Raw genomic sequence first — 14169 nt, forward strand, 5'->3', positions numbered from 1 at the left:
CCAGAGCGCGGTCCGCCCTCCCTTTCGGAGAACGGACCGTGCTTTTTCACATCCGCTCAAAGGCGAGATTGCGCGAAACCATCATCAGCGCGCCGAGCATCACCAGCACCAGCGCCGTGCCCATGAGCAGGGCGTAGTCCTCCATCTGCAGAATGGCGTACAGCAGGGTGTACAAAGCCGTGAGCAGAACGCCCACGCCCACGCCTTCCCTGACGTTGCGCAGGGCCGCGCCGACATAGAGCGCGATCATCAGAACGGTGCAGGCCGAGGCCGCCGCGTAGGAGGGCAGAAAAGAGAAGTGCTCGGAAAGCGAAAGCAGCACCAGATAAAAGACCACCATGGCCAGCCCCACCAGGCCGTATTGCACGGGATGCAAACGGGCGCGCAGGCCCAGTTCGAAGATGATGAAGGCCAGGAAGGTGAGGCCGATGAACAGGATGCCGTACTTCACCGAACGCTCGATGAGGTGGTAATGCGTGGCCGCTTCGTAAAGCTCCACGCCCGCGGCAAAGGCGGTAAAATTCTCCGGCCAGCTTTTCAGCGTGCCGAGATTGGGATAGGAGCGGGCCAGGGACGGGATCTCCCAGGCGGCCTTGAAGCCTTGGTCCGTAACTTCGCGTGATACCGGCAGAATGTCGCCCTGAAAGCTGGGATGCGGCCAGGGCGAATCCAGGGTGATTTTGGTCACGCCGCCCACGGGCGTGAAACGGATGCCGCTGCTGCCGTTGAAGACCAGATGTTGCGAAAACGTGTATTCCCTGATCTCCGGCGAAAGCCGTACCGGAATGCGAAAGCCGTTTTTCAGCTTTGAAAAGGGCTGAATGCCCGGTTCGGCGTTGAGTTCGGCCTTGTTCCAGACCAGCGGCCCCACGGTGCGCAGGGCGTTGGGGTAGGAAAGCCCCATGACCACATAGGCTCCGGCGTAGTTGACGCTTTCCAGGGCCGGGGCGGCCCGTTTCAGGGCGTCGTCCGGGGGCAGGGTGAACCGCCCCGCGAGATGCAGGTCAGCCGTGTAGACCAGGGAGCGGTAGATGCCGCGCCGACGTTCCTGCGGGACCATGCCGCCGCTGAAGTCAACCCGCGTGGGCAGCAGCACGAAGTGGCCCAGAGCCCAATGGCTTTCGGTAATAGTTTCATCTCCCTGATTTCCGCCGCCTGTGGCCTCTTTTCCGGGGCCGCGTCGGCGGGTGATCTGGCGTTCCGTGTAGGGAATGAGCAGCATGGGGCCGGTCAACTGCTGCTGGCCGCCCCAGGTCCGGCTGATGTCCTGGACCACGTTGCGGTACAGGGAGGCCCGTTCGTCCACAAGATTCTGGACCAGCAGCAGGGGAATGAGCAAGGCCAGGGCGATGGCCGCCACAATGGCGAAACGGGACAAAGGCGACCCCGGCGGGAGGGATTCGGCGCTTATCGGGCGTTGGCGCAATCCCGACGGGGGGCGCGCATTCTCCCCGTCGGCGGCGTCCGGCCGGGCGGCGGGGGCCGCATCGCCGGGAATTAACGCGGCGCTTTCAGGCTTGTCCTTTCTGGCCATCTGCCCTTCGGTTTCAGCTGGCCGCAACGAAAGCGGCCGCTTGCGGAAAAAAATCCGGCGGACGCAGCAGAAAGCGCCGAACAGGGCCAGCAGCAGGACAACCAGCCCGGCTGCGGAAAGCAGTATCACTTCCATATCTCCTCCCGGCGCATGCGCGGCCTCAGCGGGCCGGGGCGGGCGACCGGCTGCAATAGCGGTAATAAAACAGCAGGATGTAGAGCGGCGCAAGATAGGCCGCGCCCATCAGGGCTTCGTTGACGCTAAAGAATTCGTTGCTGACGATCATCAGCAGGATGTTGTTGATGACGCCGAATGAAATCAGAAAGGCCAGCCGCACCTGGCGGGACATCCCGCGCGTGGCGGGCAGGGCAGCGATGGTCATCACCACGCAGAGCAGGCAGGCCGCCAGCAGGGCGTGCAGGATCAGGGAGGGCGACTGGCGCAGCACCCCGGCGTAATTGCTGAAGATGCCAAGATTGGAAATGACGATGGCCGTAGTGAGCAGGGGAAACTGGCGGCGCAGGATGCCCGCGGTCAGCCGGGGCAGGCCCCGGGTGAGCATGGCCGCCGCAAAGGGCAGCAGAATGGTGATGCAGAGCGAGATGGTCATGCCGCCCAGAGAGAAGTTTTCCGGCAGGTCCAGGCCGCCCGCGCCCATGGCGCGCAACGCGCCGTCCGTGCAGGAAAGCAGCAGCGGCAGGCTGAGCGGCAGCAGCAGAGAGGTGACGATGTTGCCCACCAGGATCAGGGCGGTATTGGCCCCGAGCATGAGCGAAAACACGGCGGCCATGACCCCCACCGGCGCCGCGCCCAGCAGCAGCGCGCCCAGGGAAAATTCGGGCATGATCAGGCGGAAGACGGCAAAAGTAAGGACCGGCAGCACGATCAGACGCAGGAGCGTGAGCCGACAGACGACGCCGGACATGACGCGCAGCTCGCCCCAGAGGGCGCCCGCGCCCACTGCCAGAAAGCTGAGGTAGAGCATGACTATCAGCATCAGGCGGGGCATGGCCTCCAGCGAACCGGCCAGTTCGGGCAGAAAGACCCCGGCGGCCATGGAAGCGAAGGAGGCGAACACCATGATCAGGTCGCGAAGCTGCATGAAATCCTTCCAGCGTATTTCAGGCAGCTTGCCCGCTTATGCCGTAAAAAACAAGACCGGCTTCCGGCGTCGCGGCGGGATCAATGCCGCACGGCGCCCTCATGCAGGGCTTTCTCATACGCGGCGACGACTTCGGGCAGCCGCTTTGCGGCCCTGGCGTACAGCGCGGCTTTCTCCCGCTGCTGCCCGGCGCGGCGGCTTTTCCATATTTCGTAGAGGCGTTTGCTTTCAGCCAGCGCGGCGGCAACCGTATCCGCTTCCTGACATTCGGGATTGGATTTTATATGCCGGATCAGGCTGCTGATGCGCCCGATGCTTGGATCACTGTGGTATCTGAGCCTGTCCGCCAGAAGCATATACGTGAAATAGCCGTCGCAGCGGGCGCGGTTTTGAAAAATACCTTCCGCGTAGCCCGTGCCCAGAGCCAGCGCGCTTTCCACAGAGCCGTTTTCAAGGGCTTTCTCATACGCGGCGACGACTTCGGGCAGCCGCTTTGCGGCCCTGGCGTACAGCGCGGCTTTCTCCCGCTGCTGCCCGGCGCGGCGGCTTTTCCATATTTCGTAGAGGCGTTTGCTTTCAGCCAGCGCGGCGGCAACCGTATCCGCTTCCTGACATTCGGGATTGGATTTTATATGCCGGATCAGGCTGCTGATGCGCCCGATGCTTGGATCACTGTGGTATCTGAGCCTGTCCGCCAGAAGCATATACGTGAAATAGCCGTCGCAGCGGGCGCGGTTTTGAAAAATACCTTCCGCGTAGCCCGTGCCCAGAGCCAGCGCGCTTTCCACAGAGCCGTTTTCAGCGGCAATGACGGCGTAATGCTCCGCCCGGGCGTAATCCGCAGTCCCCTTCCTGGGATTGACGCAGTATGCCGCCAGAAGTCCGGCGGCCTTCCAATAGCCCGTGTCCGCCGCCTTGGTCAGCCAGTAGCGCGCCTCGTCATTGCGGTCATCTATGAAACGGGTCGGAATGGGCGCGACCGGAGGCGTGGCCGGGAGCGTAAAAGACGCGTTCTCCCGCTCCCGGACGGTGACGAAGGCTCCGTACATACCGGCCCAATGCCCGGTCCGGGCGCTTTGCAGGAAAAATTCTCCGCTTTTAACGGCCGGTTCGCGTTGCCCGTTCAGCATGGCATACTGCACGCCCAGCACATAGCCGCCTTCACCCTCACCCAGCAGAGCCAGGATCCAGTTTTCCCAAAATTCCGGCGGCACCGGCCAGACCTGCCCGGCGTGCGCGCGGCTGACCGCCGCCAGGGTGGCCATGGCAAACATGTCTCCCTGCCGGGCCAGTTGCAGCCACCCGGCGTAGGCCTCACGGATGTCGCCGGTCTTGTAAAGGGCCTCCAGGCGTTTAAAGGCAGGCGTAATGACTCCGGCGTCGTCATACAGGCTGTCGTACTGATCGTCAGGTTGGCTTAACTCCGGACCGGCGGACGACGCCGTTCCGGGTCGGGCCGCGTTTTCAGTCCCGGCCGTGTCCGAAGGAAAACAGCCGCCATGAACTCCCTCCGCTCGGCCCGGCGCGGCGGCCAGGGCTGTCATGCAGACGGCAAGCAGCAGAAGCCAAAACGATTTTTTCATTCCTCGTCCTTCCAGGCGGAAAAAGCCATGCGCCATGCGCTTGTTTTGCCGTGAGCATGCGAGCAACAGGCAAGAGCAACGGTCCGTAGCCGGTTCCGGGGCCGAAGCGCTTTAGGAAAAACCGTCAGCCCGTTTTCTTTCCGCCGGGGACGCGGCAGGAGAAAAAGCAAAAACTCCAGCTAGCTTATATTGATTTGCACGTTTATACCAGAGGGCTTTTGCGGAGTATGCCGCATGATTTTACGGAACTGACGCGATATGAAACCGGAGTGGTCTGCAAGCAAAGACGGTCAAGGCGTTCTGAACAATCTTGACTATCGTAATTTTTCGCAGACAGGAGCGAGAAGGAAGGATGCTTCAGTTTGCAACGGCCCACAGCTTCAATTACAAACAATTACCGACGAATTTGAATTTTCATGCAACTATTCATTAATATAGTGATATATAAGAATTTTTTAGGATTATAAAACGATTTTGCTGGGGTAGCGAGCGGTTATGTTCTGTGCAGATATTTACTCAGAAGTTTGATCGTCAGGTCAAAATCCAGAGGTTTGCCGATATGGTCGCTCATTCCTATTTCAAAATATTTTTCCACATCTTCCTTGAATACATTCGCCGTCAGAGCGATGATCGGCACGTCTTTATCAAGCGCCCGGATAAGCTTTGCGGCTTCAACGCCGTCCAGAACGGGCATTTGAATATCCATGAGAATGGCATCGTAGTTATCGGGATTGGCGGCAAACATCTCATACGCTTCTTTGCCGTTCACGGCGCAGTCGATTTGAATATTTGTCGCCTCAAGCATGGCAATGACAACTTCGCGATTGATCTCAATATCTTCAGCGAGAAGTATTCTTTTGCCGCTGAAATCGGGTTGATTTTCAACGCCCGCGGATTGCGCGCCGTCATCTGCCTGCCGCTCCGGGGTATCGCTGCCCGCATGCGCCGGATTCAGGCCGGCGTGTTCGCCGCTGTCAGCGCTTCGTTCCAGCTTGACGGTAAAGAAGAACGTAGACCCCTTATCCGCTTCGGATTCAACCCGGATTTCCCCTCCCATGATTTCAACGATACGTTTGGACAGCGCCAGACCCAGACCGGTTCCGCCAAAATTGCGCGAAGTGCTGCTGTCGGCCTGCTCGAACATGCGAAACAGCTTTGCCGCCTGCTCCGGGCGTATGCCGATTCCCGTATCGGAAACCTCGAACTGTAGCGTATAGATATTATTTACGCTTTCTCTGACAAACACTCTGAGGCCGAGTTTTCCCCGATTTTCAGTGAATTTTATTGCATTGGAAAGCAGGTTGACGATGACCTGGGACAGCCTGAAATCATCACCAATAAATATTTCCGGAATATCTTTGTCAATTTCAATTTGCAATCTATGTTGTTTCGCTCGGAGTTGAATATCTACCAGCTTTAGGGAGTCATCAATAACTTTATGGAAGTTGAATTTGGCAGATGAGAGCTCCAGCTTGTTTGCTTCCATTTTAGACATATCCAGAACATCGTTGATAAGCGAAAGAAGGTGCGCAGACGCTTCCTTGATTTTATGAAAAGCGTCATTTTTCCTTTCCTCTTCTTTCGCTTTTTGGCCTATGGCGGTCATCCCCACGATGGCATTCAGCGGGGTTCGCATTTCATGGCTCATATTGGAAAGAAATATTGACTTTGCCCTGTTTGATGACTCGGCTTGATCTCTGGCTTCAATCAAGGCCTCGTTGAGTTCTTTCAGGTCTTCATTCTTTTTTTTCAGTTCTACCGAAGAACTGGTCAACCTGCTGATAAGGCTGTTTATTTGCTCCACCATGGTTCTGAACGCCGTGGAAAGCATTCCTACTTCATCTCTATTTTTTGACTCCGGTATATTTACGTTAAATCTTCCTTCGCCAACCTGTTTTGCGGAATAAGCCAAATCCAAAATCGGCTTTGTTATATTTCTTGTTATGAAGTATAATAATATGGCAATGAGAGCTATTCCCGCAGCGGACACGAATATGACATAATTTCTGATTTCATCGGACCGTTTCAGCACTGCCGACATGGGTACATTCACGGCTACAGACCATGGGTTTGTGTCTTCGCTGAACTGAATGGGCATATATATTTTGTAATAGCCATCTTCCGTAACGGAAAACATTTTCCCTTTTTTAATTGAAGAGGTCGCTTCTTCAGCAACGGCGGCTCGTTTCGCGTCCAATTGCAGAAGTTCCTTGGCCAGAATGTTGGGAAGCAGGGCTAAATCCAGTTTCGCAGCGTCGGATTTCACGGCATATGCGGCAAGGTTTTCAACAAAAGCGACTGCGTTATGGTATTCGTTGGCCGCCGTTTTATCGCCCATGCCTTGCGGGGACATATTTTTTACATAATTGTTTGCGATTTCCAAAGCTTCTCCGGCTTTGGAAGGATCTGATATCAGCATATTATATACGGATGTGGCATAAATATTTTTATTGAAGTACTGATCTTCAGGGTGCGCGACGATAATGCCAGCGTTTGAGTAGATTTCAGTGTATTCATTCAGGCCGCTGGTATTGACATGTGAAACCATATCCTGCAGGCTTTCCAAAGCCATATCGGAAGAAACGATTCCAATAAATTCGTCATTTATCAGTATGGGAAAGACCAGACTTGTCATCAATACCGGCGTTCCCTGTACGTCATAGAAAAAAGGGTCAGTAATATATTCTTTTCCTGAATTTCTGGCCCCGGCATACCAGGCGTCTCCATCAAAATCCGACAGAGGCTCTACGCTTATTTCCCCATTCTGCATGCTCCAATACGGCGCATAGCGGCCGGACTTGTCGTAAAACGGGTATTGCCCGGCGTATTCAGCGTCTTTGCCGTCCAGTTTGTTCGGTTCGAAAGCCACGCAGAATGAAATAATGTATTTTTTTTGTTTTAATGAATTCTGCAGAATCGCATTCAGGGTGTCCCTGTCGGCTTCACCGCGATCTATCAATGTTTTGAAGACCGTCATCAGGGATTCTGATGAAACACGGGCTGCCTGAAGTTCCGATTTTATTTCGTAGCTGTATTTGGCCGCCATTTGATCTGCCAACGATAAAGCGTCTTCTCTGGACATCTCCATGCTCCGGTAGGAGACGACAAGGCCTACAACGCTGAATGTAATGGTAACTATCAGGGTTATCAGGAGAAACAGCTTCATCCTCAAATTCATGCTTTGAACCATGCACTTTCCTTCCTGACCGGGGCGGTCCTCATATCTTATTAATTTAATGGCAGAAATTTACCTAGCTGTCCAGCCTGTGGGGGCGGCTGAACCGATTCCGTCGGTGACTCAGCGGCCTCATTGCCTCTCCCGTGGGAAGGGGAAAATACTCCGCAATGTGGACGGGGAAGCTCGAAGGCGCAATGCGGCGCGTGTTGTGCCGCGGGCATCGGGCTTCAATAATGTGTTAAGCTTGCTGCGACGCCGATGCAGCGGATTCCGGACAACTGTCCGAGCGTATAGTTTCTGGCGGGTGCCGGAGAAGGGGGCGCGTGGGCTATCGCGCGCCGGGTAGGGGAATGCGGCAGGTTTGCGGCAGGCTGGAGATTCCCGCAATGCGGATATATTGCTGCGCGTTGGCGTCGCTGTACAGACCATCAGCGAGAGCATCAGGCGCAAAGCTCCCCCAATGCGGCAAGGAACGACAGCACAGAGCAAAGGGGCCGTGAACGCCGGGCACGGCCGGGACGCGGAAACGGATGTGAGGAACATGACGAATTTCCGTTCGCCATGTTCCTTGCTTTTTTCAGGGGGCGGGGCGCAGACTTCCACCCTGCAGAGCAGGCACTTAAGCGGTTCCGCGCCGCTGTCCGGATCAAAATGTTCATGCCCGAAGAGCAAGTTGGCGTTGCTTCTGAAGCAGCCGAAGTCCGGTCCTTCCTCTTCCGGAAACCACCAGACATGCTCGGCATGCACGACGTCAACGGGCAGGCGTTCATCCTGGTTCAGAAAAAACTCTTGCGCGCCGTAGGGAGTGCCACTCGAAGCTTCTGGCCTTGTACAAATCCGGCGGCATCCGCCGCGTCCGGGTGCTGTCCACATGGGGAAGAGGCCGGAGTTTGCGCCGGGCGGCAATCTGACGGCGGTAGATGTAGAGTGTCAACACGTTGTTCACCCCGCAGAGAGTTTTGAGGCTGGAGGTTTTCTGCCAAGAGCTGTGTGGGGACGCAGGAAATTGTAACATTGCGTCCAGATCGGCAGATACGCTGTTCGTTTTCACGAATGAGTATACGTTCTTGCGTATGCCCACTCTTTTAAGGTCGTCCTGATGAACCGTTCCGCCTTACCACCAGGTTGAGATGATAAGGCCGTGTGCGCTTATGCTTTATGCCCAGCTCGCAACAAGCTTTTCGGAGCTTCCACGACGTGGAGCAAGAGCCGTTATCCGTCAGGACGCGCTCCACTTTGATGCCGTGTCCGGCGTACCAGGCAACGGCAAACCATAAAAACTCCACTGCGGATTCCGCTGTTTCATCCGGCAAGACCGTCATCCCGTTCGCCACGCATGGCGGCAGCGGCTTTTCCGACGCCATTGAGACCATTGCCGGACTCCAGCCGAAAGCCCATGTCGTAAGAGAAGACTTTACCATTTCCCGGAACCGCATGGAGCAGGCGGAATCCGGCGTGGCGGAATGGCTGAAGAAACTCGGCTTCAAAAGATAAAGGAGAAAACCATGAGCAAACAGTTTCTTGTTCCGGCGAGCAGCCAGCGCAAAAACGGCAACTCCGCCGCCTTGTGCCGTGAATTCACGCGCGGCGCGGAGGAAAGCGGGCATCATGTGGAAACGATTTTCTTGCGTGACAAGAAAATCGGCTATTGTCTGGCCTGTTACCACTGCAAGAACAGCGGCGGCGTCTGTGCCATCAAGGATGATATGGCGGATATCCTCGACAAGATGAATGACGCCGATGTGATCGTCATGGCCAGTCCCGTCTATTTCTATGCCATTGATGCCCGGATGAAGCCCCTCATTGATCGCACTGTGGCGCAATGGCTGACCATCAAAAACAAGGAGTTTTACCACATTATGACAGCAGCAGAGAATAGTGACACGGTCATGGACTGTACGCTCGAATGTTTTCGCGGCTTTGCCAAATGCCTCAAGGGTTCCGTTGAGCGTGGCGTCATTTACGGAAAAGGCGTATATGAAGCCGGAGCTGTTCAATCCATGCCGGTTATGAAAGAAGCCTATGCAATGGGTCGTCGGGCCTGAGGAGGATACCGCATGGAAAAATGTCTGCGGGAAATATCCAGAGCTCCATGCGGCCAGGTAACGACAGATGATTACAATGGCAGTTGGGAATACCGCGCCAAAAGCGACGTCAAGTGGACCGTGCACTCCGGTGCACATACCTTTGGGGCATCTCCCGGCCGCGAACTTCAGAGAGCCGCAATGGGCACAAGAAGAACCCAAGACCAGGAGGATCTATTCGCATGATCTTGAAGTGACAGGAAGGCGGCGGAGATTTTTCAGACGATCACCAATTGCGAAAGTTCCGCCAATAAAAAAGGGTTACCGCAATGCGGTAACCCCGTAATGTCTGGCGGAGAGGGGGAGATTCGAACTCCCGGTGCGCTGTTAACGCACACACGATTTCCAATCGTGCTCCTTAGACCAGCTCGGACACCTCTCCATAAATGGACCAGCGTTGACGCTCGTCCATAAAGCCGAATCTGTATATGCTAAAACCGTGTCAGTCGCAAGCAAAAAGTGCGGCCCGCATCACCATAAATTGTCCGGCGGCTTGCCGCCGGGGGGCGTATCGCTTTTTTCCCTCCACCGGAGGTGCTCAATATACGGCGCTCACGGGCTGTGATTGGCGAAGGGGGTGCCTTCGCAGCCTTTTTTGAAAAGCCAGGCCAAGGCCAGTACAATCACAATGGCCAGAATGCTCCAGAACATGTTTTTTCCCGTGCCGTCGGCCGGTTCAGGATTTGTCTTTCGTCTTCTTGTCCTCACCGGAGCGCGGCGGACGTTTTTTGCCGCCCCGCGCTCCGCGCTGAAAGGCCCAGAGGCCGAAGGCGGCCAGCAGGGTAATGCCCAGAGCGTTGAGGGTCAGATAGTCCATGGCGGGGCCGCCGTCAGGCCGAAATGCCGATCTGGTTGAAGCCGCTGTCCACGTAGATCACTTCGCCGGTGATAGCGTGGGAGAGCTCCGAAGCCAGAAAGACCGCCGCGCCTCCCACATCCGTGGTGCTGACGTTGCGACGCAGGGGGGCATGGGTTTCCACATGGTTGAAAATGTCCTTGAGACTGGACACCGCCGAGGCGGCCAGGGTCTTGATGGGCCCGGCGCTGAGGGCGTTGACGCGCACGCCCTTGGGGCCCAGGTCATAGGCCAGGTAACGCACCGAGGCTTCCAGGGCGGCCTTGGCCACGCCCATGACGTTGTAGCCGGGAATGATCTTGGTGGAGCCGTGGTAGGTCATGGTGATCACCGAGCTGCCGTCGTGGAGCAGGGGCTCGAAGGCCCGGCAGAGCCCGGTGAGCGAGTAGGCGGAAACCTCCAGGGCCAGCTTGAAGCCGTCGCGCGAGGTATCCACGAAGCGGCCCGCCAGATCCTCGCGGTTGGCGAAGGCCACGGAATGCACGAGAATGTCCAGATCGCCCCATTTTTCCTTGACCAGGTCGGCGGCGGCCTGAATCTGGGCGTCGTCGCAGACGTCGCACTGGAAGGTGAACTCCCCGCCGAGTTCCTCGCTCAGGGGTTCCACACGTTTTTTGATGGCGTCGCCCACGTAGTTGAAGGCCAGCCGGGCCCCCTGGGCTTTAAGACATGAGGCTATGCCGTAGGCAATGCTTCTATTGTTGGCGAGCCCCATGATCAGGGCTTTTTTACCTTGCAGCAGCATGGCTTCTCCTTGAAAACAAGCCGGCGCGCCGGCCTTTGGTTGGTGTTTATGCAAAGGGCGATGCCCGTTATATTTCCCGGGTCAGAATTTCGTAGGCTTCCTTGTAGCGGTCCGCCGTGGCCCGGATGACTTCCTCGGGCAGATGCGGCGGGGGCGGCTGCATGTTCCAGGGCTGCTTCTTGAGCCAGTCGCGCAGATACTGCTTGTCGAAACTGGGCTGGCCCTGACCGGCCTTGTACTGGTCAGCGGGCCAGAAGCGCGAGGAATCGGGCGTGAGCACTTCGTCGATGAGGTGCAGACGGCCGTCGATAAAGCCGAATTCAAATTTGGTGTCCGCCACGATGATGCCGCGTCCGGCGGCAAAGGCGCGCCCGGCCTCGTAAATGGCCAGGGAGGTCTTTTCCGCCAGGCGGGCCGTGTCCTCGCCCAGCAGGCGGGCGGCCTCGGCCACGCTGATGTTTTCATCGTGCCGGCCCAGTTCCGCCTTGGTGGAGGGCGTGAACAGGGCGGGTTCCAGTTTGTCCGATTCGCGCAGACCCTCGGGCAGGGTGTAGCCGCAGACCTGGCCGGTGGCCTGATAGTCCTTCCAGCCGGAACCCGTGATATAGCCGCGCACGATGCATTCCACCGGCAGGGGCTTGGCCTTGCGCACCAGCACGGCGCGGCCTTCCAACTCGTCCTTCCAGGGATCCAGGGCGGAGGGGAAGCGGCTCACGTCGCTTTCTAGCAGATGGTTGGGAATGATGTCCCTGAATTTTTCCATCCAGAACAGGGTGATCTTGTTCAGGATCACGCCCTTGTAGGGAATGGGCTCGCTCATGATCACGTCAAAGGCCGACATGCGGTCCGTGGTGACGATGAGCAGGGTTTTTTCGTCCACGTTGTAGATGTCGCGCACTTTGCCGCGCGAAAGCAGGGGATAGGCGGTGATGTCCGTTTTGACGACGACTTTCATGGGGGCTCCTGTTGTGCGCTATTTGTGCCGGCGGGCTTCCACCGAGCGGGCGTGGGCTTCCAGTCCTTCCAGACGGGCCAGCGCGGCAATGGCCGGGGCGTTTTGCAGCAGAAAGGCCGAGGACGCGGCCACGATGCTGGTTTTTTTGCAGAAGGTCTGCACGGAAAGGGCCGAGGAAAAGCGCGCTGTGCCCAGGGTGGGCAACACATGGTTGGGCCCGGCGTAGTAGTCGCCCACAGCCTCGGGGCTGTGCTGGCCCATGAAGACCGCGCCCGCGTGACGGATGTGCGGCAGCACGGCCCAGGGGTCGCGGGTGCAGATTTCCAGATGCTCCGGGGCCACGCGATTGGCCACGGCCACGGCCACGCTGAGGTTGGGCACCACCACGATGGCCCCCCAGTCCAGCAGCGAGCGCCCGGCGGTCTGCGCTCTGGGCAGGCTCGCGCACTGGCTGTCCAGCTCCTGCTGGATGCTTTCGGCCAGCCGGGGGTCGTCCGTAATGCAGATGGCCGAGGCCAGGGGATCGTGCTCGGCCTGGGAGAGCATGTCCGCCGCGATCCAGGCGGGATTGGCCGATGAATCGGCCAGCACCAGGACTTCGCTGGGCCCGGCGATCATGTCGATGCCCACCGTGCCCTGAACCAGGCGCTTGGCCGTGGTGACATAAATATTGCCCGGCCCGGCGATGACGTCCACGGGCGGCAGGCTCGGCGTGCCGTAGGCCAGGGCCGCGATGCTCCAGGCTCCGCCCACGCGGTAGACTTCGTCGATGTCCAGCAGATGGGCGGCGGCCAGAATATGCGGATTGACGCTGCCGTCCTTGCGGGGCGGAGTGCAGACCGCCAGGCGCGGCACGCCCGCCACCTGGGCGGGAATGGCGTTCATCAGCAGGCTGGAAACCAGAGGCGTGTTGCCGCCCTGGCCGCCGGGCACGTACAGACCCACGGCGTCCACAGGCAGAACCCGCTGGCCCAGAATGCTGCCGTCCGGGCGGGTCAGAAACCAGGATTTCTCCAACTGGGCTTCGTGGAAGGCGCGGATATTGGCTGCGGCTCCGCTGATCTGCTCCCGGCTTTCCACGGAAACCGAGGCGGCGGCGCGGGCGATTTCCTGTTCGCTCACGCGCAGGGGCGGCGCGAAATCCGGACAGTCGAAACGGCGGGTGAAATCAACAAGAGCGTCGTCGCCCTTCTCCCGCACGGCGGTGAGCATGTCCCGCACCGCGTTTTCAACCCCGTCGCCGGGGTTGCTGCGGCCCTTCAGCCATTGGGCGGCTTTGGGCCATTCCTGATCAGTCTGTAGGGTCAAAATACGGCATGTCATAAGCTAGTCCTCTCAGCAATCGGACTAATATACAGGAGGGACGCAAAAATGTCGAGGCGCGCGGCGGCAATGAACTTCACCGGCGCGGCCGCATCTTGACAGCGGGGCGCGGCGACCTTACTCAATACAGATATACACCGCCCTAGTGTGCATCCGCCGGATGACGTTGTCGGGGCGCGTTTCAGGAGGAAGCATGCGGCGTCATACGATGCAGTCATATATGCGGGCGGCTCAGGCCGGCGAGGAATTGCAAGATGAAAACGGCGAATCCCGGCCGGATCAGGAGGGCCTGAACCCGGACGGCGAAGAAGCCCTGGCGGCGGAAGACGCGGAGGCCGCGGCGGAACAGTCGCAGGTCGAGGCGCGCATCAAGGCCGAGGTAGAAGAGCTGCGCCTGCGCTCGGCCGCGGAAATGGACAATTTCAAAAAGCGTCTCAACCGCGAGCATCAGGAACAGATGCGCTATGCCGCCGAAAAGGTGCTCAGCGATCTGCTGCCCACGCTGGACAATCTGGATCTGGCCCTGCAATACGGAAGCAAGCACGAGGCCTGCAAGGACATGTTGCAGGGCGTGGCCATGACCCGCAAACTGCTGCTGGAAGCCGTGACCAAACACGGCCTGACGCCGCTGGGCGAAGAGGGCGAGGAATTCAGCCCGGAAGTGCACGAGGCCGTGGGCTTTGAGGCCAGGCCGGATCTCGCCCCCGGCGTGGTGGCCCGCGTGCTCCAGCGGGGCTACAAGCTGGGCGACCGCTTGCTGCGCCCGGCCAAGGTGATGATCAACCAGTAGGCGGAGCCGTCCAAAAGGC

At 58.2% G+C, this 14169-nt stretch carries 11 protein-coding genes and 1 tRNA gene; 3 read left to right on the forward strand and 9 right to left on the reverse strand.

Annotated elements, in window-relative coordinates; genetic code table 11:
* Positions 1 to 46 precede the first annotated feature (46 nt).
* The 4 genes from creD to FYJ44_RS07410 form a co-directional block, all read right to left on the reverse strand.
* Entirely contained in the window at positions 47 to 1669 is a 1623-nt protein-coding gene (creD, locus tag FYJ44_RS07395) for a cell envelope integrity protein CreD (protein ID WP_154510755.1), read from the reverse strand.
* A 25-nt stretch (positions 1670 to 1694) separates the two neighbouring features.
* Positions 1695 to 2636 (reverse strand): symporter, encoded by a 942-nt coding sequence (locus FYJ44_RS07400; RefSeq protein ID WP_154510757.1) that lies wholly within the window; start codon positions 2634 to 2636, stop codon positions 1695 to 1697.
* Between the two features lie 80 nt (positions 2637 to 2716).
* Positions 2717 to 4219: an SEL1-like repeat protein gene (locus tag FYJ44_RS07405; RefSeq protein ID WP_229772588.1), complete on the reverse strand. Its 1503-nt coding sequence runs from the start codon at positions 4217 to 4219 to the stop codon at positions 2717 to 2719.
* A 493-nt stretch (positions 4220 to 4712) separates the two neighbouring features.
* A complete protein-coding gene (locus FYJ44_RS07410; RefSeq protein WP_154510759.1) occupies positions 4713 to 7409 on the reverse strand; it encodes an ATP-binding protein in 2697 nt (898 codons plus the stop codon).
* Between the two features lie 1146 nt (positions 7410 to 8555).
* On the opposite strand from FYJ44_RS07410, the gene FYJ44_RS14660 reads away from it, so the two are divergent.
* Complete coding sequence (locus FYJ44_RS14660) at positions 8556 to 8891, forward strand: NADPH-dependent FMN reductase family protein (RefSeq protein ID WP_154510761.1); 336 nt, start codon at positions 8556 to 8558, stop codon at positions 8889 to 8891.
* An 11-nt stretch (positions 8892 to 8902) separates the two neighbouring features.
* The gene (locus FYJ44_RS07420; RefSeq protein ID WP_154510763.1) at positions 8903 to 9442 is read left to right on the forward strand and encodes a flavodoxin family protein; all 540 of its coding nucleotides are present in this window, start codon (positions 8903 to 8905) and stop codon (positions 9440 to 9442) included.
* A gap of 329 nt (positions 9443 to 9771) precedes the next feature.
* Here FYJ44_RS07420 and FYJ44_RS07425 read toward each other — a convergent pair.
* From FYJ44_RS07425 to hisD, 5 genes are all read right to left on the reverse strand, one after another.
* Positions 9772 to 9863: transfer RNA gene (locus FYJ44_RS07425), tRNA-Ser, on the reverse strand.
* Between the two features lie 294 nt (positions 9864 to 10157).
* On the reverse strand, positions 10158 to 10298 hold the full coding sequence (locus tag FYJ44_RS07430) for a hypothetical protein (protein WP_154510765.1): 141 nt from the start codon (positions 10296 to 10298) through the stop codon (positions 10158 to 10160).
* A 13-nt stretch (positions 10299 to 10311) separates the two neighbouring features.
* Positions 10312 to 11082, reverse strand: a complete 771-nt coding sequence (locus FYJ44_RS07435) for an enoyl-ACP reductase FabI (protein WP_154510767.1) — start codon at positions 11080 to 11082, stop codon at positions 10312 to 10314.
* Between the two features lie 67 nt (positions 11083 to 11149).
* A complete protein-coding gene (locus FYJ44_RS07440) occupies positions 11150 to 12037 on the reverse strand; it encodes a phosphoribosylaminoimidazolesuccinocarboxamide synthase (protein ID WP_154510769.1) in 888 nt (295 codons plus the stop codon).
* Positions 12038 to 12055: 18 nt separating this feature from the next.
* Complete coding sequence (gene hisD, locus FYJ44_RS07445; protein WP_154510771.1) at positions 12056 to 13360, reverse strand: histidinol dehydrogenase; 1305 nt, start codon at positions 13358 to 13360, stop codon at positions 12056 to 12058.
* 193 nt (positions 13361 to 13553) lie between these two features.
* Here hisD and grpE point away from each other — a divergent pair, with 193 nt between their 5' ends.
* A complete protein-coding gene (gene grpE, locus FYJ44_RS07450; RefSeq protein ID WP_154510773.1) occupies positions 13554 to 14150 on the forward strand; it encodes a nucleotide exchange factor GrpE in 597 nt (198 codons plus the stop codon).
* Positions 14151 to 14169: the final 19 nt, after the last annotated feature.

This window comes from Desulfovibrio porci (genome assembly GCF_009696265.1).
Classification (GTDB): Bacteria; Desulfobacterota; Desulfovibrionia; order Desulfovibrionales; family Desulfovibrionaceae; genus Desulfovibrio; species Desulfovibrio porci.